Annotated in this window: 17 protein-coding genes and 1 pseudogene; 10 read left to right on the forward strand and 8 right to left on the reverse strand. The window is 62.6% G+C overall.

The features are described 5' to 3' along the window. The first annotated feature begins 839 nt into the window (after window positions 1-839). Window positions 840-2,621, forward strand: coding sequence for an AMP-dependent synthetase/ligase (locus tag BUC04_RS14565; protein WP_067659899.1), 1,782 nt, complete (start codon window positions 840-842; stop codon window positions 2,619-2,621). 151 nt (window positions 2,622-2,772) lie between these two features. Then, window positions 2,773-3,138, forward strand: coding sequence for a hypothetical protein (locus BUC04_RS14570; RefSeq protein ID WP_067659895.1), 366 nt, complete (start codon window positions 2,773-2,775; stop codon window positions 3,136-3,138). 55 nt (window positions 3,139-3,193) lie between these two features. Here BUC04_RS14570 and mtnC read toward each other — a convergent pair whose 3' ends face one another. Together mtnC and hutI are read right to left on the reverse strand one after the other, a co-directional pair. Next, window positions 3,194-3,871, reverse strand: coding sequence for an acireductone synthase (mtnC, locus tag BUC04_RS14575; RefSeq protein ID WP_067659893.1), 678 nt, complete (start codon window positions 3,869-3,871; stop codon window positions 3,194-3,196). A 59-nt stretch (window positions 3,872-3,930) separates the two neighbouring features. Continuing rightward, entirely contained in the window at window positions 3,931-5,160 is a 1,230-nt protein-coding gene (gene hutI / locus BUC04_RS14580) for an imidazolonepropionase (RefSeq protein ID WP_067659890.1), read from the reverse strand. A 110-nt stretch (window positions 5,161-5,270) separates the two neighbouring features. Between hutI and hutC the strand changes: the two genes are divergently transcribed. The 4 genes from hutC to BUC04_RS14600 all read left to right on the forward strand — a co-directional run bounded on the left by hutC (window position 5,271) and on the right by BUC04_RS14600 (window position 10,599). Continuing rightward, a complete protein-coding gene (hutC, locus tag BUC04_RS14585; protein ID WP_067659888.1) occupies window positions 5,271-5,978 on the forward strand; it encodes a histidine utilization repressor in 708 nt (235 codons plus the stop codon). A gap of 9 nt (window positions 5,979-5,987) precedes the next feature. Then, window positions 5,988-7,676, forward strand: coding sequence for a urocanate hydratase (hutU, locus tag BUC04_RS14590; protein ID WP_067659886.1), 1,689 nt, complete (start codon window positions 5,988-5,990; stop codon window positions 7,674-7,676). Next, a complete protein-coding gene (hutH, locus tag BUC04_RS14595; RefSeq protein WP_067659885.1) occupies window positions 7,673-9,220 on the forward strand; it encodes a histidine ammonia-lyase in 1,548 nt (515 codons plus the stop codon). The genes hutU and hutH overlap by 4 nt, the downstream gene beginning before the upstream one ends. 89 nt (window positions 9,221-9,309) lie before the next feature. Then, window positions 9,310-10,599 carry a mechanosensitive ion channel family protein gene (locus BUC04_RS14600; protein WP_169799587.1) on the forward strand — a complete coding sequence of 430 codons (1,290 nt, stop codon included), beginning with the start codon at window positions 9,310-9,312 and terminating at the stop codon, window positions 10,597-10,599. Between the two features lie 24 nt (window positions 10,600-10,623). Here the strand turns inward: BUC04_RS14600 and BUC04_RS14605 are convergent, their stop codons facing one another. From BUC04_RS14605 to BUC04_RS14615, 3 genes are read right to left on the reverse strand one after another with little or no spacing between them, the layout of a single operon-like run. Continuing rightward, entirely contained in the window at window positions 10,624-11,181 is a 558-nt protein-coding gene (locus tag BUC04_RS14605; protein WP_067659884.1) for a lysophospholipid acyltransferase family protein, read from the reverse strand. Window positions 11,182-11,236: 55 nt separating this feature from the next. Then, window positions 11,237-11,995 carry a ZIP family metal transporter gene (locus tag BUC04_RS14610; RefSeq protein WP_067659883.1) on the reverse strand — a complete coding sequence of 253 codons (759 nt, stop codon included), beginning with the start codon at window positions 11,993-11,995 and terminating at the stop codon, window positions 11,237-11,239. Further along, the gene (locus BUC04_RS14615) at window positions 11,995-13,149 is read right to left on the reverse strand and encodes an HD-GYP domain-containing protein (protein ID WP_082766666.1); all 1,155 of its coding nucleotides are present in this window, start codon (window positions 13,147-13,149) and stop codon (window positions 11,995-11,997) included. Before BUC04_RS14615 ends, BUC04_RS14610 begins: the two co-directional genes overlap by 1 nt. Before the next feature lie 293 nt (window positions 13,150-13,442). On the opposite strand from BUC04_RS14615, the gene BUC04_RS14620 reads away from it, so the two are divergent. Together BUC04_RS14620 and BUC04_RS14625 are read left to right on the forward strand one after the other, a co-directional pair. After that, the gene (locus BUC04_RS14620; RefSeq protein ID WP_067659879.1) at window positions 13,443-14,030 is read left to right on the forward strand and encodes a YhgN family NAAT transporter; all 588 of its coding nucleotides are present in this window, start codon (window positions 13,443-13,445) and stop codon (window positions 14,028-14,030) included. Between the two features lie 133 nt (window positions 14,031-14,163). Then, window positions 14,164-15,123 carry a LysR family transcriptional regulator gene (locus tag BUC04_RS14625; RefSeq protein ID WP_067659877.1) on the forward strand — a complete coding sequence of 320 codons (960 nt, stop codon included), beginning with the start codon at window positions 14,164-14,166 and terminating at the stop codon, window positions 15,121-15,123. A gap of 82 nt (window positions 15,124-15,205) precedes the next feature. On the opposite strand, the gene BUC04_RS14630 is transcribed toward BUC04_RS14625, so the two are convergent. Next, a complete protein-coding gene (locus tag BUC04_RS14630; RefSeq protein WP_143165736.1) occupies window positions 15,206-17,593 on the reverse strand; it encodes a multiheme c-type cytochrome in 2,388 nt (795 codons plus the stop codon). 488 nt (window positions 17,594-18,081) lie between these two features. Between BUC04_RS14630 and BUC04_RS14635 the strand changes: the two genes are divergently transcribed. Next, a complete protein-coding gene (locus BUC04_RS14635) occupies window positions 18,082-19,113 on the forward strand; it encodes a sensor domain-containing diguanylate cyclase (RefSeq protein ID WP_067659871.1) in 1,032 nt (343 codons plus the stop codon). On the opposite strand, the gene BUC04_RS14640 is transcribed toward BUC04_RS14635, so the two are convergent. Then, the gene (locus BUC04_RS14640) at window positions 19,057-19,317 is read right to left on the reverse strand and encodes a DUF1145 domain-containing protein (protein ID WP_067659868.1); all 261 of its coding nucleotides are present in this window, start codon (window positions 19,315-19,317) and stop codon (window positions 19,057-19,059) included. The two genes, BUC04_RS14635 and BUC04_RS14640, sit on opposite strands and share 57 nt — an antisense overlap. Then, window positions 19,317-19,934, reverse strand: coding sequence for a 16S rRNA (guanine(966)-N(2))-methyltransferase RsmD (rsmD, locus tag BUC04_RS14645; RefSeq protein WP_067659865.1), 618 nt, complete (start codon window positions 19,932-19,934; stop codon window positions 19,317-19,319). The genes BUC04_RS14640 and rsmD overlap by 1 nt, the downstream gene beginning before the upstream one ends. A gap of 115 nt (window positions 19,935-20,049) precedes the next feature. On the opposite strand from rsmD, the pseudogene BUC04_RS23980 reads away from it, so the two are divergent. Continuing rightward, window positions 20,050-20,309: pseudogene (locus BUC04_RS23980) on the forward strand (signal recognition particle-docking protein FtsY); the annotation flags it as partial.

Below are 20,309 nucleotides of genomic sequence, written 5' to 3' on the forward strand. Positions count from 1 at the left end.
AGAGTCCATGTGAGCCTTGGTCACTGCCCGCCGCTCCTTGCCATCCATGGCATCGCGGCATTCAGGCATCCTGCCTATCAGACACCTATTAAGATTAAGCCCCTGTCCTTTGGACAGGGGCTTTTCGTATTTGCCATTCAGTGGCTCTGCACATCCATGTGGGAGCCCTCCTGTCGGCTTTTCATTCGGCCATCCATGGCCTCCTTCAAAGTCCGGCTGCGACTCCTGTCTCCGCGTTCGAGTGCTGCGCCGCTACGCGACGGTCGCTCTCACCCTGCCTCCACCTCAGTGGCTGCGTTGCTGCGCAACGGTCCATTTCGCCCTGCCTCCGCGTTCGATAGCTGCGTCGCTCTCACCCAAGCTTCGCGTCTCCTGCTCACCGTGCCTTCTTCTATCTGGAGATAGGGCAATGCCCTGCCCTCTTGCCGTCTGCAGCTTGATAGGCGGTTGGCTCATTCTGCATACAGCTGTTTCGTGGGCTGGTTGAGGTCTCTTGAGGCAGGGTAACCGGGCGGGTACCAAGCGGCCCTGCCCTATCCTGGGGGCGAGATCGGCGGTTTGATGGGCCATTGTCGAGCTAAGACTCTAAAGCCTACTGCGAACAGTTGTTAACTCTCTGTCTTTACCCTGATAAACCCCTTTTTCACTCTCTACGAGCAAAGTCGCCTGATTGCTGCAAAACTGTGCATAAGAGCGCAATTTCGGCGCCAAAGGGTACAATTTTGTTCCTGAAGCCGTAAGATTGGCACCCATAAAGCGTACGGGTGTACGCTAATTAAAAGATTCTCTGGGGGATAGCCTTGAAGACACCACTCGAGCAACTGCACCTGGTTAAGGTGATGCGAGACCGTTTTGCCACTATGGGGGAGGCCCCGGCGCTGCGCCACAAGGTCGGCGAGCAATGGCAGGATATCTCCTGGCAGCGCTTCGGCGAACAGGTGGACGCCCTGTCCCGTGCCCTGCTGTCGCTGCAACTGGCGGTACAGGACAAGGTGGCGATCTTTGCCAACAACAGTGCCGAGTGGACCATCGCCGATCTGGCCATTGCCCAGATCCGGGCGATCAGTGCGCCTATCTACCCCACCAATACCGCTGAACAGTCCGCCTACATCATCAATGATGCCGGCGCCAAGGTGTTGTTCGTGGCGGGACAGGAGCAGTACGACAAGGCTCTGACCCTGGTCAATCAATGCGAGAGCCTGCAGGCGATCATCCTGATGGAGGAGTCCCTGCGTCCGGTGGACAGTGCAGTGGCGATCTACCGCCTGAAGGATCTGTTGGAAGCCGACCACGCTGATCAGCAAACAGCTATGGAGCAGCGTGTAGCTGAGGCCAGCCTGAATGACCTGCTGACCCTGATTTACACCTCCGGCACCACCGGCGAACCCAAAGGGGTGATGTTGGACTACACCAACTTCGCCAGTACTGTCCGTCAGCATCAGGAATTTGTACCCTTCGGTGAAGGCGATGTTTCCCTGGCCTTCCTGCCGCTGTCCCACGTGTTCGAACGTGGCTGGACCCTCTACGTGTTGTGTATGGGCGGGACTAACGCCTACCTGGATGACCCGATGAAGGTTCAGGATGCCCTCGGTGAGATCCGCCCCCACGTGATGTGTGCGGTGCCGCGCCTGTACGAGAAGATCTACTCTGCGGTGATGGAGAAGCTGGAGACGGCGCCAAGCCACAAGCGTGGCTTGTTCATGTGGTCCCTGAAGCAGGGCCTGAAGCGCTTCCATGCGCAGAATGGTGGCCCGTCCATGGGGCCGATCAGCAAGGCGCAGCTGGCGCTGGCCGACAAGCTGGTGCTGTCCAAGGTGCGCGAGAAGCTGGGTGGTCGTATCCGCTTTATGCCGGCCGGCGGCGCTGCGTTGGATCCCAAGGTGAACGAGTTCTTCCAGTCGGTGGGCCTGACCGTGCTGTGTGGCTTTGGCATGACCGAGACCACTGCCACCGTGACCGCCAACTGGCCGGGTAAGATCGGCATCGGCACCAACGGCAACACGATGTCCGAGACCCAGGTACGCATCGGCGACAACGATGAGATCCAGGTGAAGGGCGACACCGTGATGCGCGGCTACTACAACCGCCCGGAAGACACCCAGGCCACCTTCACCGAGGATGGCTGGCTCAAGACCGGCGACTGCGGTTGCCTGGATGCGCAAGGTCGCCTGCTGATCACCGATCGCATCAAGGAGCTGATGAAGACCTCCAACGGCAAGTACATCGCTCCCCAGCGGGTGGAAGGGATGGTGGCCCGGGATCCCCTGGTGGAACAGATCGCCATCGTTGCCGATGCGCGTAACTATGTCTCTGCCCTGATCGTTCCGGCCTTCGAGGCGCTGGAAAGCTGGGCCAAGGAGAAAGGGATCCAGTACAAAGACAAGCTGGATCTGGTGGAAAATGCCCAGGTGAAGGCCCTGTTCGAGGAGCGCCTCAAGGCGGTTCAGGCCGAGCTGGCGCGGTTTGAACAGGTCAAGCAGTTTACCCTGCTGAACCGAGAGTTCTGCATGAAGCTGGGTGAGATCACCCCGACCATGAAGCTGCGTCGCAAGGTGATCAACGAGCGCTTTGCCCGGGAGATTGAGGCGATGTACAAGAAGGTCGCCCCGGCGCGTGCTTGATAGCATCCAGCCAAAAGAGGCGTCGCACCCAGGTGCGGCGCCTTTTTTTGTCTCCGGGATTTGTCTTTGGCGATCTTGGCAACGCCGGTTCGGATCCACTAGCTTGAAATCTGGGCGGTACAACGCCGCTCAGGCAGAGGGAGGCGAGCCGATGCGTAAAGGGATGATTCTATTGGTGCTGCTGTCAGGCGGTGCACTGGCCGAGGTGCAATGCCAACTGGAGCAATACCGGGATGAGGCCAGTGGTGAGGTGTTGCTGGAAGCACGAGTCTGCAATGACCAGGATGGGCGGGATGCGGATTACCTGGGCTGGATACAGTGGCGCAACCTGGCTGAGGGGCCGTTGAGCGTGGTCTATTCGGTACCCTGTCAGCAGCAGGCACACCATGGCGGTGCCCGGATCAGCGCCGATGGACGCTTTCAGCAGCGTGATGCCCTCGGGGTGTGCGACAGTCCCTGGCAGGATGCCGAGGTGGAGTTCGTGATGCTTAACGAGGCTCTGGTACCGCTCGATTAGGCAGAAAAAAAGGCTTCGAGTGCGAAGCCTTTCTCTTAGCGCATTCTCGCTGCACTCAGGTGCGAACCTGGGCGAAGGTCGGGGCGCTGTCATGGCTACCCTGACGTACCTGGTCGCTGCGCACCAGTTGGCAGGTAACCAGCCCAGCCTCACGGGCGGCATTGAGTTCGGCCAGGTCGTCAGACAGGTAGAGCACCTGGCTCGGGCGCAGGCTGACGGTGTTCAAGATGTTCTTGTAGGCCTGCACCGTGGTCTTTTGCCCCACGCTGGTGTCAAAGTGGCCATAGAACAGGCCGCTCAGATCGCCCTGGCTGGAGTACTTGAACAGCAGCTCCTGGGCATCAGCGGAGCTGGAGGAGAAGCTGTAGAGTCGCTTACCCAGGGCATTCCACTGGGTCAGGACCTTGGCGGCGTCCTCGTAGACGTGACCCTTGAAGTCCCCTTTCAGGTAGCCCTGTTTCCACACCAGGCCCTGCAGGGTCTTGACCGGGGTGGCCTTGCTGTCATCGCGGATCCAATCCACCAGCAGCTGTGCCAGCGCGGCATCGTCCAGATCCGGGTTGCCGGCCAGTTGCTTGACGTCATCCAGTAAGGTCTGGATGGCGAAGTCGTTCTTACTGTTGGCGATGAAATCCGCCATGGCGTTCTCCGAGTAGGAGAACAGTACTTCTTTAATAAACTGGAAATCCGTGGTGGTCCCTGCGGTGTCCACGATGATGGCTTTGATCCCCATTGTCCCTGTCCCAAAGTTAGAGCTTGGCTAAGGATAGTAGCGCTGCCGCCGGCTTGAGGCTAGCCCCGATGTACCTGAGCCCCTGCCTTGATCACGGCCAGGCAGGGGCCGGTGCCATACTGCCAGGCCAGCTCTGCCGGGCTTTCGATGTCCCACAGCACCATGTCCGCGTCCATCCCCACCGCCAGATGACCGATACGATGGCCCTGGCCCAGCGCCTGTGCGCCATGGCGGGTTAATCCGGTGAGCGCCTCTTCCGGGGTCAGGCGGAACTGGGTGCAGGCCATGTTGAGCATCAGCAGGCTGGAGCACAGCGGGCTGCTGCCGGGGTTGTAGTCGGAGGCTACCGCCATCGGCACGCCATACTGACGCAGCAGCTCAATGGGCGGCAAACGGGTTTCCCGCAGGCAGTAAAAGGCGCCAGGCAAGAGCACCGCCACGGTGCCGCTGTCGGCCAGCGCTTTTACCCCGGCCTCATCCAGCCACTCCAGGTGATCCACCGACAGGGCCTGGTAGCGGGCAGCCAGGGCACTGCCACCCTGGTTCGATAACTGCTCGGCGTGCAGCTTAACCGGCAGGCCCAGGGCTTGGGCCGCCTGGAACAGGCGCTCGGTTTGCTCCGGGCTAAAACCGATGTTCTCACAGAAGGCGTCTACCGCATCCACCAGGCCCGCTTGCGCCAGGGTCGGCAGCTGCCGCTGGACCAGGTCATCGATGTAGCCATCGCCGTCGTGCTGAAACTCGGTTGGCAGGGCGTGGGCACCGAGGAAGGTGGTGTGCACCTCTATCGGGTGCACCCGCCCCAGCTCCCGGGCCACGGTGAGCTGGCGTTGCTCGGTGGCCAGCTCAAGGCCATAGCCGGATTTGATCTCCACCGTGGTGACCCCTTCACGCAGCAGGGCGTTGAGGCGCTTGCGCCCATGGTGAAACAGCTGTTCCTCATCAGCGGCCCGGGTGGCGGCCACGGTGGAGAGGATCCCACCTCCCTGGCGGGCGATGGTCTCGTAGCTGGCGCCTTCTAATCGCAGTTCGAACTCTCGGGCCCGGCTGCCACCAAACAGCAGGTGGGTGTGGCAATCCACCAGGCCCGGGGTTAACCAGCCGCCATTTCCGCGCTGGATCGGCAGGGCAAAGGGATCGATCTCCGGCAGCTGCTGACGTGGGCCTATCCAGGCGATCTTGCCGTCTTTAATCGCAACAGCGCCGTCCTTGATCGCCCCATAGGCGCCGGTTTGTGCCGGATCCAGGGTGGCGATGTTTACGTCCAGCCAGAGTTCATCCCAGTCCATCTCATCCCTCGATTGCTACGTCGTTGTTATGCCATTGTGTCGGTATATTCTTGTATATACAACTTGTCTGTGACAAGGTGAGCTGCACAAGGATTGCACGGATTGACGCTATGATCGCCAAGTTTGAGTCCATCAAGCGCGCCATCAGGGAAAAGATTGCCCAGGGGGAATGGGGGGAACAGCACCGGCTGCCCTCGGAGAATGCCCTGGCCCAACAGTATGGCTGCAGCCGCATGACCGCACGTCGTGCCCTGACCGAGTTGGTGGAACAGGGGCTGCTGACCCGCGCCCAGGGTTTGGGCACCTTTGTCGCCCCCTTCCAATCCCAAGGCAGCATGATGGCGATCCGCAATATCGCCGACGAGATCCGCCAGCGCGGTCACCGGCACCGGGCCGAACTGTTACTGCTGGAGCCACAGCCGGCCCAGCCGGAGGCGGCCATCGCCCTGGGGCTGGCCCCGGGGGAGACCCTCTATCGCTCCTGCCTGGTGCACCTGGAGAACGAGTCGCCGGTGCAGCTGGAGGATCGCTTCGTTAACCCTGCGCTGGTGCCGGATTACCTGGCCCAGCCCTTTGAGCAACAGACCCCCCATGAATACCTGTGCCAGGTCGCCCCGTTGACCCAGGCACACCATTTGATCGAGGCGGTGACGCCCAGCATGGAGCAGTGCCGTTTGTTGGCCCTGGCCAGCAGCGAGCCCTGCCTGCAGATCCAGCGCCGCACCTGGAGTGCCCAGGGTGTGGTGAGTTACGCCAGGTTATTGCACCCCGGCAGCCGGTTTCGGCTCGGGGGCCACCTGATGGTTGAATCGGAGTAAGGAACACCCATGAGTACCAACACACGACACGATCCCAAGCGCCAGATCCGCGCTCCCCGCGGCACCGAGCTCAATGCCAAGAGCTGGCTGACCGAGGCACCGCTGCGGATGCTGATGAACAACCTGGATCCTGAGGTGGCGGAGCGGCCGGAAGACCTGGTGGTGTACGGTGGCATTGGCCGGGCCGCTCGGGATTGGCCCAGCTACGACCGCATTGTCGAGACGCTGAAGCGACTGGAGGCGGATGAAACCCTGCTGGTTCAGTCCGGTAAGCCGGTGGGGGTGTTCAAAACCCACGCCGATGCCCCGCGGGTACTGATCGCCAACTCCAACCTGGTGCCCCACTGGGCCAACTGGGACCACTTCAACGAGCTGGATAAGCAGGGCCTGGCGATGTACGGCCAGATGACCGCCGGCTCCTGGATCTACATCGGCACCCAGGGCATCGTCCAGGGCACCTACGAGACCTTTGTGGCGGTGGCCAAGCAGCACTTTGCCGGTCAGGCGGCGGGACGTTGGATCCTCACCGGCGGTCTGGGTGGAATGGGCGGTGCCCAGCCGCTGGCTGCCACCATGGCGGGCTTCAGCTGCCTGGCGGTGGAGTGCGACGAGACTCGCATCGATTTCCGTCTGCGCACCGGCTACGTCGACAAGAAGGCCCGCTCCCTGGACGAGGCATTGGCGATGATCGACGCCGCCGTGGCCAAGGGTGAGGCCCTGTCGGTGGGCCTGCTGGGCAACGCCGCCGATGTGTTTGCCGAGCTGGTGGCCCGGGGAGTGACCCCGGACGTGGTGACAGATCAAACCTCCGCCCACGACCCGCTCAACGGCTACCTGCCCCAGGGCTGGAGTCTGGATCAGGCCAAGACCCTGCGCGAACAAGATCCTCAGGCGGTGGTGAAGGCCGCCAAGGCCTCGATGGCGGTGCAGGTGCAGGCGATGCTGGCGCTACAAAGCCGCGGTGCCGCTACCCTGGATTACGGCAACAACATCCGTCAGATGGCGCTGGAGGAGGGGGTCGAGAACGCCTTCGACTTCCCCGGCTTTGTCCCCGCCTACATCCGCCCGCTGTTTTGTGAGGGGATCGGTCCGTTCCGCTGGGCCGCCCTGTCTGGCGATCCCGAGGACATCTACAAGACCGATCAGAAGGTGAAGGAGCTGATCCCGGACGACCCCCACCTGCACAACTGGCTGGATATGGCGCGAGAGCGGATCCAGTTCCAGGGCCTGCCGGCGCGGATCTGCTGGGTTGGCCTGAAGGACCGGGCCCGCCTGGGCCGGGCCTTTAATGAGATGGTGAAGAACGGCGAGCTCAAGGCGCCGGTGGTGATCGGCCGTGACCACCTGGACTCCGGCTCGGTGGCCTCCCCCAACCGGGAGACCGAGAGCATGAAGGACGGCTCCGATGCCGTGTCCGACTGGCCGCTGCTCAACGCCCTGCTCAACACCGCCGGGGGCGCCACCTGGGTCAGCCTGCACCATGGCGGCGGCGTCGGCATGGGCTTCTCCCAGCACAGCGGCGTGGTGATCTGCTGTGACGGCACGGACGAGGCGGATGCCCGCCTGGCCCGCGTACTGTGGAATGACCCGGCTACCGGGGTGATGCGCCATGCCGACGCCGGCTACGACATCGCCCAGCGCTGCGCCCAGGAGCAACAGCTGGATCTGCCCAGCCTGAACGGGGAGGAGACGCCATGATGCTGCGACTGGTTCCCGGCCAACTGACCCTGGCTCAGCTACGCGCCATCAGTCGCGATGGCGTTACCCTCAGTCTGGATGACGCCGCCTACCCCGCCATCGATGCCAGCGCCGCCGCGGTGGCCCAGGTGATCGACAGCGGTCAGGTGGTGTATGGCATCAACACCGGCTTTGGCCTGCTGGCCAACACCCGCATCGCTAAGGAAGATCTCGAGCTGCTGCAGCGCTCCATCGTGCTGTCTCATGCCGCCGGTACCGGTGAGCCGATGGCAGACGCCACCGTGCGGCTGATGATGGTGCTCAAGATCAACGCCCTGGCCCGTGGCTTCTCCGGCATTCGTCGCAGTGTCATCGATGCCCTGATCGCCCTGGTCAATGCCGAGGTGTACCCGCTGGTGCCGGAGAAAGGCTCGGTGGGGGCGTCCGGTGATCTGGCGCCGCTGGCCCATATGGTGCTGCCGCTGCTTGGCGAGGGTCAGGTACGCCATCAAGGCGAGCTGATCAGCGCCACCGAGGGCATGGCCAAGGCCGGACTCAAGCCGATGACCCTGGCGGCCAAAGAGGGCCTGGCCCTGCTCAACGGCACCCAGGCCTCCACCGCCCTGGCGCTGGAGGGGCTGTTCCTGGCGGAGGATCTGTGGGCCGGTGCCGCGGTGGTCGGTGCCATCAGCGTCGAGGCGGCATTGGGCAGTCGACGCCCGTTCGACCCAAGGGTCCATGCGGTGCGCGGCCAGCAGGGCCAAATCGATGCTGCCGCCACCTTCCGTCATCTGCTGGCCAGCCAGTCGGAGCTGGGGGACAGCCACGCCAACTGCGACAAGGTGCAAGACCCCTACTCGCTGCGCTGTCAGCCCCAGGTGATGGGGGCCTGCCTGACCCAGCTGCGCCAGGCGGCGGAGGTATTGGCGGTGGAATCCAATGGCGTCACCGACAACCCGCTGGTGTTCCCGGGTAGCGAGGAGGGCGAGGCGGACTTTATCTCCGGCGGTAACTTCCACGCCGAACCTGTGGCGATGGCGGCGGACAACCTGGCCATCGCCATCGCCGAGATCGGTGCCCTGGCGGAGCGGCGCATCGCCTTGCTGATCGACCGTAACCTGTCCGGGCTGCCGGCCTTCTTGGTGGACAATGGCGGGGTGAATTCCGGCTTTATGATCGCCCAGGTGACCGCCGCAGCGCTGGCCAGTGAGAACAAGAGCCTGGCCCATCCGGCCTCGGTGGACAGCCTGCCCACCTCGGCCAACCAGGAGGATCATGTCTCCATGGCCACCTTTGCCGCCCGCCGGTTGCGGGAGATGGCCAGCAACAGCCGTGGAGTATTGGCGGTGGAGCTGTTGGCGGCCTGCCAGGGGCTGGATTTCCGCGCCCCGCTCAAGGCCAGCCCGGCGGTGGAGCAGGCTAAGGCCGAGCTGCGGGCCCGGGTGCCTTTCTATGACCAGGACCGCTTCTTTGCCCCGGACATCGATCAGGCCACCGGCCTGCTGGCCGAAGCCAGCTACAACCGGTTACTCCCCACGGCCTTGCTGCCTTCGCTGTCGAGCTGACCGCGGTTCAGTTCAATATGGCTCGCTAACCCCCCGAGATTTCGGGGGGTTTTTCTTTTGCTGGCACGGTATCCTGAGATCCATAGCGAATGACAGGAGAACGTCCGGTGGAAACCGAGATCCGGCAGAGTCTGCAAAACAAACTGGCTGATGGCCTGACCCAGATGGGACTCCCCGTGCAGGGTAACGACTGGGAGACCGCCGCCCTGCTGGCCCTGGTCGCTTCCGTATTGGCCCTGGTCGGCTACCAGGTGTTCAAGCGGGCGGCCAGCAAAGGGGTGGAGACCCTGGCCTACACCATCCCCGGTCCCTGGTCGGCCCCGGTCAAGCAGCACCGCATCGTCGAGAAGGTGGCGCGGATCCTGCCGCTGGTGTTGCTGGATCTGTTCACCTCCATGGTGTTTGCTGCCTATCCGGGCTGGGATCGCCTGGTGACCTTCGTGTTGGAGGTTGGGATCCTGCTGGCGGTGGTGCGGCTGCTCTATGCGGTTGCCGATACCGCCCATGACGTGGCGCTGCGTAGCACCCTGGCGCGCCGGCTGCCGGTGCAGTCCCTGGTACAGGTAGCCAAGCTGCTGCTGTTCATCGTGGCGGCCATCCTGCTGGTCTCAATGCTGCTGGGCAAATCACCGGTTTACCTGCTGTCCGGCCTGGGGGTGGCGGCGGGTTTGATCATGCTGGTGTTCCAGGATGCGATCCTCGGCTTCGTCGCCGGGATCCAGCTCTCAGCCAACCGCATGGTCAGCCCCGGTGACTGGATCCAGATGGATAAGTATGGTGCCGATGGCGATGTCATCGAGGTGTCGCTGACCACGGTCAAGGTGCAGAACTGGGATAAGACCATCAGCATGATCCCGGCCCGGGCGCTGGTGGCGGATTCGTTTCGAAACTGGCGTGGTATGCAGGAGTCCGGCGGCCGCCGGATCAAGCGTGCCCTGCTGATCGATCTGCACTCAGTCCGCTTTCTCGATGCCGAGCTGGAGCAGCGACTGGGCTCCATCAACCTGTTGGCACCGCACCTGGTGAGCAAAGAGGCGGAGCTGTCGGCTTACAACGCTCCCCTGCCCCACCAGGAACAACCCGCCAATGGCCGCCGCCTCACCAACGTAGGCTGTTTCCGTGCCTACCTGCAGCGCTATCTCAATGAGCATCCCCAGATCCACAAGGAGATGACCCTGATGGTGCGCCAGCTGGCCCCCACCGACAGTGGCCTGCCGCTGGAGATCTACTGTTTTACCAATGACACCCGCTGGCCGGTGTACGAAGGGATCCAGGCGGACATCTTTGATCATGCCCTGGCGGTGCTGCCCCAGTTTGAACTGAGAGCGATGCAGCAGCCCACCGGCGCCGATCTGCGGGCGCTGCAGCGGGCCAATTAAGACCAAACAAGGCCAGATGGAGCCTCAGGGCTTCGGAGAGTAGTGCGGTACGGGCTGGCGAACCTTGCCCTGGTAACAGCGGAAGAACGCCAGCAGCTGCGCCATATCGGCGGCCTTGCTGTCACCGGGTTCAAGCCAGGGGCCCAGCACAATGCGGCGGTGGCGATAATCCAGCGCCACCGGGAAGATCGGCACCTTGGCTCCTTGGGCGATGTGATAGAAGCCGGTCTTCCAGCGGTTCACGGCGCCCCGAGTGCCCTCCGGTGCCAGGGCTAGGACAAAATCCGGCTCCTGCTGGAACAGCTCCACCACCCCTTCCACCAGGTTATTGCTGCGGCGCCGATCCACCGGCCGGCCGCCCATCGCCCGCATCAGCCAGCCCAGTGGGGGCCGAAACAGCTGGTGCTTGCCAATAAAGCGGGCTGGCACCTTAAGCACCGCCCGGCACAGCACCCCCAGGATGAAGTCCCAGTTGCTGGTGTGGGGCGCAACGATGGCGATGTATTGGCGCTGCGGTGGTAACTGCCCCTCGATGCGCCAGCCCGCCAGCTTCAGCAGGCCTTGGGCGATGCGTGCAAACATCGGATTCCTCGGTTGATTGGCCTAAGCATAGGAGAATCTATGGCGCCGGTCTGGCTCAGTGAGGGTGCTCGGAATGGTCGTGTGAGTGGCCGGGGTGATGATCGTGAGTGCCGTGGGACAGCATCAGCAGCGCCAGGAACAACAGGCCGATGGCGGCCCCCAGGTAGTGGCCAGTGCTCAGCTGCAGGCCGTGGCGGTGGTCGTCTGCCTCATGCTGGTGCTCATGGGGGCGATGCAGTAACACATGCAAAATGGAGCCGGTGACAAAGGCTTGTAACCAGACCAGCTCGGTGCTGGCCAGCGGTGCCAGTACGGTTTCCCCCAGGGTAAAGCCCAGTACGGTGCACAGCATCATCAGCCCCAGGGCGGCACTGGCCGCGGTACGGCCAAAGGCGGGGCGCAGCAACCACCACACCGCCAGGCCAGCGGGCAACCTGTGCAGCACCACCCCCAATGCCAGCAGCGGGTGACCCTGGGCCTGGCTGGCCAGCGCCAGGGCGCTGCCGTCGGTCAGGGTATGCAGCATCAACCCCATCAGGCCCAGGCTCAGGGTCAGGTTGTGGGTCAGTCCGGAGATGCGCTGGAAGCCCCGCTCTGCCAGGGTCGGCCCCGCCACCCCCAGCAGCAGGAAGGGCAGGATCCAGGGACCACCCAGGCGCCAAAGGCTGGGCAGGATATCGAACAGGATCAGCCCCGCCAGGGTCACCATTACGAAGGCGGTGATGCTATCGAGGAAGCGTGGCAGCCCGCGCAGGGCGTGGAACAGAAGTGGACCCACGGCCAGGATCAGCAGGCTGGCGATCAGATAGTTCATCAGAGGTAGTTGGCCAGTTCCAGCTTGTACTGGGCCGGATCGACCGCATGCTGGATGGTGACGTTATGCTGGGTCAGCTCCAGCTCCCTGGCCATGATATGACGGCGATCGGTCAGGCTATAGACGGTTTTAACCCGAGGCTTGTGGGGCAAGGTGGGGTGGTTCTCCATCACCACGGCCAGCTGGCCATTGGACAGCGCCACCATCGAGCCCACCGGGTAGAGGCCAATGCAGCGAATGAACTGGCCCAGCAGTTCACTGTCGAGCTTTTCCGGTGCCATGCTGCGCATCAGCTTGAGGGCCTGGGGCGGGGTCATGGCTCGATGATAGACCCGCTCGCTGGTCATCGCATCGTACATGTCACACAGGGTGATCATCCGGGCGAAGGTACTGAGCTGATCCGCCGCCAAGCCATTGGGATAACCACTGCCATCCAGCTTTTCGTGGTGGTTGGCCACGATATCCAGGGTGATCGCGGTGATCCCCGGGGTCCGCTTCATGATGTCGGCGCCGAATCGGGCGTGGTCTTTCATATGGGCAAACTCCTCATCGGTGAGCTTGCCTGGCTTGTTGAGGATCTCGGACTTCACCAGCACCTTGCCAACATCGTGCAGCAAAGCCCCCAGCACCATCTGGTGCAGCAGGTCGTCGCGGTAGCCCAGATGACGAGCAAACAACAGCATCAAAGTGGCAACCGCCACCGAATGCTGCAGCAGGTACTCGTCTTTGTTGCGGATCTGGCGCAGGCAGGAGAGCGCCGCATCGTTGCGAGCACCACTGTCGATCAGATCGGTGGTCAGCAGCTCAAACTCACCCAGGTCAAGGGGCTGCCCCTGTCGCACCTGGTGCATGGATTTTTGCTGTAGCCGTCGGCTGCGACTGTACAGGCTGCGGGCCCGTTGCAATTCGTCGCTGAGGCTGGCGGCCCTGGGCCCGGTGGGGGGCGCACTCAAGGGGGACGGCGGCGGGGCCGGGGTGCTCACCTGGGAGCGACTCGGATCGACGATCAGCTGTGTTACGCCCTCCCGCGCCATCTGAGCGAGCAGCTCCGGGCTGCTGATCAGCCCCTGGCGGGCCAGGGTCAACGCGGGATGACCAGGTATCTCGACCACAAACATGCCTACCCTGGCGTGTTTCAAAGGCACCGACTTCATCAATGCAATCCGTTCCGAAAGTGATACTCAAGAGAGGAGGTGTGAGGCTTAATTTATAATGAAACGATTGAAAACATAAGCTTGAATATCAGTTCTTTGCAGAAAGCTCGAAGATCGCGGCAAAGTAGGCGTCAGTAACCCTGTTTGTGAAGCCGCAAGAAGCCGGTGCAGAACGATAAGGAAAGCCTTAGTCCTCAGTCGGTTGCTGGACCAGAAGCTGGCAGGTCGTGCCCTTGGGGCACTATACTTCCGGCCTCTGAAACCCGGGGCCGTCCCCAACACCTTGGATATTTATGGAAACGATCACCGCCGCGGTCATGCTGCTGTTCATCATGGACCCCCTCGGCAACCTGCCGATCTTCAGCTCGGTGCTGCGCCACGTGGCGCCCTCCCGGCGACGGTTTATCCTGATCCGCGAGCTGCTGATCGCCCTGTTGATCATGCTGGTGTTCCTCTACGCCGGCGAGGCCTTCCTGAACTTCCTCAATCTGTCCTCCCAGGCGGTGTCGATCTCCGGGGCGATCATCCTGTTCATCATCGGTTTGCGCATGATCTTCCCGGACAAGGGCAGCGTGACCGGTCTGGATGCCGGCGAAGAGCCGTTGATCGTGCCCCTAGCGGTGCCCCTGCTGGCGGGCCCCTCGGTGCTGGCCACCCTGATCCTGCTGGCACACCAGGATCCCAACCGGATGGTGGACTGGACCCTGGCCACAGTGGGGGCCTGGGCGATCACCGCGGCGACCCTGATGCTGTCCGGCGTGTTCCTGCGGGTTTTGGGCGAGCGGGGGCTGAAGGCGATCGAGCGCCTGATGGGGATGATCCTGCTGATGCTGTCGGTGCAGATGTTCCTCGATGGCATCGCCGGGCTCATCGGTAATTGATCCAGTATTGCGGCTCGTGAGCGCCGCCGAAAAAACCAACAGAACATTTTCCCTAGCTTAGTCAAAGCATTAGCCTGCCAGATAAGCGTCTTTTTCGGGCGTTTATCTGGCTTGGGCGGCGAGGACCTTGGGCATGTTGGAGCAAGTACGGGCACTGAGTACCTTCAATCTCTGGGTGTTCAAGGCGGTGTTTGAAAGTGGCAATGCCAACCTGGTGGCCACCGAGCTTGGGGTCTCGGCCCCCACCATCAGTCGCAGCCTGAGCCAGTTGCGGCTGACCTTCCAGGATGAGCTGTTCGTTCGCCGTCACCAGGGGCTGGAGGCCACCGCACGGGCAAAGGCGCTCTACCCACTGGTTTGCAACTGCACCGATGCCATGACCGATCTGGTCAGCAGTGGCCTGGCCACCGCACAGCAGAGCCAGGACCTGGTGCTGGCGGTGAACACCACCATGCTGGTGCCACTGGCGTTGCGGATCCGTCAGCAACCCTACTTCTACCCCCAGGGGGATATCCAGCTGGTGCAGTGGCGCCCGGGCTCGGCGGAGCGACTGGCCAAAGGGGAGATCGATCTCGGCATCGCCGTCGAGCGGCCTGATCGTATCGATCTGGAGCTCACCTTCCTCGGCGCCGTTGCCCGGCCAAGCCTGGTGGCGGCGGAGGATCATCCCCTGTGGCATGGTTTCCCCCAACTGGATCTGAACGAACTCGCCCGCTTCAATTTCACCTACTACCGCTCGCCGGGGTTCAATGACCGGGTCGATCCATTCGAGATGTTCTGCCAGCGCAAAGGGGTGACCCTGCCCAAGGTGGTCTGCGTTGACGACAGGGAGGAGTGGATTGCCAATCTGTTGTCCCTTAACGCCTTTGCCTTTGCCCCACGACAGATGATCCCGATGCTTTCGAACATTCCCGGGCTGCGGGCGGCCGCCCTGCCCGAGCAACAGGTGCGCCGGTTGTTTGCCTCGATTCCGCCACCGCAGCACTACCTGGTACAACGCACCCGGGCTTACCGTCGCTACCCGCCGGGCCTGGCCGACCGATTGGTGAAGCTAGTGCAGGAGTTTGTGGTACCCCAGGCACTGCCGGAATAAAGCGCTTCGCTTTGACCTTCGGCCACAAGAAAGGGCGCCTTGCGGCGCCCTTGTTGGGTTCTGAGATTGTTGGAAGTGTCTCTTAGAACGCGTGTGCCGCTTCCAGCTTGGTCGGAGTGTGACAAGCTGAGCAGGCTTCTCGGGTTGGGAAGGCGATGTCGACGATAGCATCACCGTCCCAGGTCGAGTTGGTGTCATCCAGCAGCAGCTCAAACACGCCGCCGTTGAGTTCCATGTGGGCCTTCACCCCTTCCTTGTCGGCGCCGCCATGGCAGGACCAGCAGGTGGCCGAGGCCGGGCTGGTGGCATACACCGGGATCGGCGTGGCTGGGTCGAAGTCGTCGCCCATGGCGTAGTCTTTGCGGGTCAGCACCGGCGAGATGCGCTCCACCAAGTCCAGCCGGACGCTGCCTGCCACGTGGCACTGGGCACAATCACTGAGCCGGGCCGGGTAGGTAAAGACGCGGTAGGCGTCCTTGCTGCCAGCGGCGACCGAGCCGTCGGCCAACCCGGGCCAGCTAACCCCATCGGCTTGCTGCTCTTCACGTTTTTGCGCATGCAGGGCGTGGACATAGATGTTCCAGCTGATGTGGTCCTGTACCGGATCCTGCGGCGCAAACACGTTGTCCATGTGCACCCCATCCCACTCGGTATTGCTGGGGAAGTGGCAGGCCTGGCATTGCTGCTCCAGATCGTTACGGCGACCGTGGTAGCCGTAGACCCGCTCACCGTGGCAGGAGGCACAATTGTCGTTGGAGACCACCTGGCGACGCCAGTCTTGCTGCTCCAGCAGGCCATCTTGGTTGAAGAAGGTGTAGTGGGAGATCTGGCGCTCGACATGGTCGCCGCCGACCGTGGGTGCGCCGGTTTGCGGGTCATAGTACATCACCGCCTCGGTGGCGATCAGGGCGCTTTGTCCCTCCATCCCGGTCGGGATAACCAGACCGGTGGCGCCGCCGCTTTGGATGATGTAATCATCGCCGCCCACCACCTTGGATTCACCCCGGTCAAACTCGCCGGAGATCACGTAGGTGTAAAGCCCCTTGGCCTTGTCTTCCGCCACCGGGGTCTTGCCCAGGTAGTTGAAGCTGACAGTATGGTTGCCACGGCGAGACAGACGGCCATTGGGACGGTTCTCCGCATGGTCGATGTAGGCATCCCGGGTCAGGTGGACGTAGTCGTTCTCCATGCCGTAGGTCAGGGTGACCCGGGCGTGCTGGAAGATGTCCCCGGATTTGGGCGCCTCGGCGACCGGTTTGCCCTCGGCGTCGAGGATCTCCACGGTGAAGCGGACCTCGGCAGTGTTGTACAGGTGATCGGCGCGGGTGATCTCGCCATTGTCACGCATGTAGTACTTGTCATCGGACACCCAGGGGTTACCGTCTTTGTCGAAGTAGGCCGGCTTGCCGTCGCTGTCCTTGACCCAGGCATAAAGGCCGCGGCTATCCGTGGTCGGTGTCCAGCTGGCCTCCACTACCTTGAAGCTGTAGCTGTTGCGCGCCTTCTCTTTGGCAGCCAGCGGAGACAGGTGCTTGCTGGCAACATCGTGGCAGGAGGCACAGTTGTCGATCTGGTGGGATTCGGTGTGACAGGACAGGCAGGCCCGGTCGTCTGTGCTAGTGGCCAGCCAGTCAGCCCCCTGCGGCAGGGCCTCGGTGGCCTCGCTCACGTGGCAGGCGGTGCAGTCATAGCCCGGGGTGACGTAGCCTTTGGGCAGGCCGGTGTGCCAGCGGTGGATCCGCTCTGAGATCACCCCTTTGCTGTTGGCCCCTTCGTCGGCATGGCAGACCAGGCAGCTGGTGAGGTCATCGTTGAAGTGTACCCCGGTGTAAGCGGGCATGCTGTGGGTATGGGCAATGTCTGTGTGGCAGGAGTGGCAGGACTCGGTCGCCACCATCGCCTTTTGCAGTGCCACCTCGGAGCCGTCCTCCATGAAGTAGTGTGCCGCCCCGCCGGTGCCATTGAAGCTGCCCAGTTGTGGGATCTCGATGCCGGTGCCCTTCTTGAAGTCCATCACGTAGAACAGCTTGGCCGCCTCAGCCTGGTAGTGCTCAAAGTCGGCAAGGATGCCCGGCGCTGTCAGGGTATAGGTGCCGTCGCCGATCTCTTCCAGGCAATCGACATTGCAGTTGCCACGCTCAAACATCTGGCGCTGGCCCCGTTCGCCCTCGGCGGTCATTTGGCCTGTGACATAGTACATGTCGGGCATCTTGATGACGGCCAGGCCCTGTTCGTTGGTTACCTTGACGGTGGCAACCAGCTGGCCCTTGTCATTAATGCCGGTCTCCAGGATAGAGAAATCCAGTTTGTCGGCAACGGTGGCGACCGGCGAACCCGGGTTACCATCCGGGCCCTGAGGCCCCTCCGGCCCCGCTGCGCCACCTGAGCCGTCCTTGCCATCATCGGCACAGCCCGCCAGGCCGATGGCTAAAGCGGAGGCCACCAGCCATCCGACTTTGCTCTTATTCATCATCATCACTCCGTAGTTGTTCTAGAGGCATCAATGCCCGGGATGATTATTCTGCGGAGTGTGCCGCTGTGCTTTGTCAGAACTGGGTTGCGTGAAAAGGCACCAGGCTGGCCTGGCCATGTGATCAGGCGCGCCTTAACGCTCGGTGTGCATACAATAAAATTCGCCCGGTTCTGGTGTTCGCGATCCGGCTCACAGGTTAGTTTTACCTGATGAAAGAGAGACTGGGTGGGGAGAAGAGAAAGCCAGTTTTTCCGCTGGTAATGACAGGAAAAACGGAGCTGTTACCGGCTCGGGTCGAAGAAATTTACTCTTTGTTTTCTGGTGTCATTTCACTCATATACCCGCCTGATTTCTGGCGTGGTTCGGCCCCCTCGACCACACTGAGGCTGTACCACGGGCTCGACCCGAGACAAAACGCACCTCCCCCAGCCCGCCACCGTTAAGCCGGGATTTTGATCATCCGCTTGCGGACCCCAGGAGTGGACATGACCCCATTGCACCAGTTGGAACACCATGCCGAGGCCCAATGGCAGCGGCTGTTGGATACCCTGGCCCAGGCTACTGGTATGCCTGGTGTCTACCTTGCCCGCTGTACCGAGGTGGAGCTGCATGTACTGAGCACCAACCAGGGCTGCCCACCTCAGGCCGCGGCCGGTGAGCGTTTTCCCATCTTCGATCTGTTTTGCGAGCAGGTGATGCGCCAGGCCAAGGTGGTCCAGGTGGAGGATGTGGCGGCCGACCCCCAATGGCAGTCCGGTCGTGAAGCCAGCGCCGGGGTGCAATGTTACCTCGGCATGCCGGTGCGTGACCCTCAAGGCGAGGTGTTTGCCACCTTGTGCCTGTTTGATACCAAGGCGCACCCCCTGCCGGAGGCCTGGCAAAGCCTGATGCGCTCGGTGGTGGCGATCATTGAGGGCGAGCTAGCGATGCTGTCGCTGTGTCGTGAGCTGGATGGCCTGGCCCGGCAAGACCCGGTTACCGGGCTGGCCAATCGGCGGGCCCTGGAGCTGGGGCTGCCGGCGATGAAGGAGTGGGGGCTGCGTCAGCAGAGCAGCCTGGCGGGCAGCCATCCCCTCGGGGTGGTGTTGATGGAGCTGGATCAGTTCGCTGAGCTGCTGGTTCGGGCGGGACTGAGCGGGGCCGAGCACGCCCTGACCCTGGTGGGGCAGGTGCTGGGGCAATCGCTGCGTCCCCAGGATATGCTGGTGCGCTGGTCGGAGGCGCGCTTGCTGCTGCTGGTTTCCGGGGTGCGCAGTGAGGACCTGTTGGCCCAGGCGGAACAGCTGCGCTGTGCGGTCCAGCGCTTACCGATGCTGGATGGCGAAGGGATGGGATTGACCGTCTCTATGGGGGTCATGGTCTGGTCCGGCGAGGGCCATCTGCCCATCAGCCTGCTGGAGCAGCGGCTACGCCAGGCCCAGGAGGCGGGCCACAACCGCTGTGTTATGGCCCGGTCCGAGTTACCTTTTGCTGGCCCGGCTCCACTCGATCAGGGCGAACAGGCCGTAAAGCATTAGTGCCTGGTACACCGACCAGGGCTGTGGCTTGCCCTGGCGCACGCGAAAGCCGGCGCAGTAGGCCAGGTGGGCCGCCAGGGTGATCTGCAGCAGGATCTGCAGCGCCAGCCCATAGGGTTGCGGCCAGGGGAAGATCAGGTTGACCAGCATAATCAGCCAGGCGGCAACCATGCCCGCCTTAGCCCAGGAAAGGAATTGATCCATCAGGAGTTCTCGTTAAAGGTTCGTTGGTATAAGCGATAGGCCACCTGGCCGGCGATCTTCTCTCGGTGCAATCGCCAGCTGGCTGGCACGGCAGACATTGCCAGTTCCTTCTCGCTTTCGACGTAGATCCAGGCCGACGGCGTCAGGTAGCCGTTCTGTTCCAGTCGCTCCAGGCAGGGTGCCAGCAGCGACTGACGAAATGGCGGGTCGACAAACACCAAGTCGTAGGGTGCGCTGGCAGGACGCTCCAGTTGCGCCAGGGTATCGCCCTGGCAGACCTCGGCCTGAGTCGCGCCAAGGCTCTTGAGGTTGCGCTGCAAGCCCGACGCCACCTTGGCATCCCGCTCCATCAAGGTGGCAAAGCCGGCGTATCGGGACAGGGATTCAAACGCCAGGGCGCCACTGCCGCTAAAGCAATCCAGAATCCGCGCGCCCTGCAGTTCCCCCATCAACCAGTTGAACAGGGTCTCACGGACCCGATCCGTGGTGGGACGCAGGCCCTCGAGCTCGGGCACCGGCAAACGCCGGCCACGCCACTGGCCGCTGATGATTCGGATCTGGCCTTCCCGCTTGCTGGCCTGAGATTGTTGCGGTTTTCGACGGGGGGCTCGCGCCATGGTGACCTCGGTTTTTGACACAATTCTGGGTAGACTATGGCCCCAGAAAAGTTCGCCATTTTAGCAAGCCTTTCCCCCCAATGGGGAAGCAAGGCAGAGGTATAGGGTACAAAGTATGGCCAAAGGCTTATTTTCCTGGTTTCGTCGCAACGAACCCAAGCCAGAGCAGACCGAGCAAACCGCCAGTGAGGACGCCTCCGAGCTGAAGGACAGCGAGGCCCAACCCCAGCCTGAGACAGTAAGCTCAGAGGTCCAATCCGCGCCGCCGCAAGCAGAGCAGGCCGAAGCCGCGCGCCTGGAAGCCGAGCGTGTTGCCGCTGAGCAGGCCGAGGCCGCGCGCCTGGAGGCAGAGCGTGTCGCCGCCGAGCAGGCCGA

Source organism: Ferrimonas marina (genome assembly GCF_900129905.1).
GTDB classification, from domain to species: Bacteria; Pseudomonadota; Gammaproteobacteria; order Enterobacterales; family Shewanellaceae; genus Ferrimonas; species Ferrimonas marina.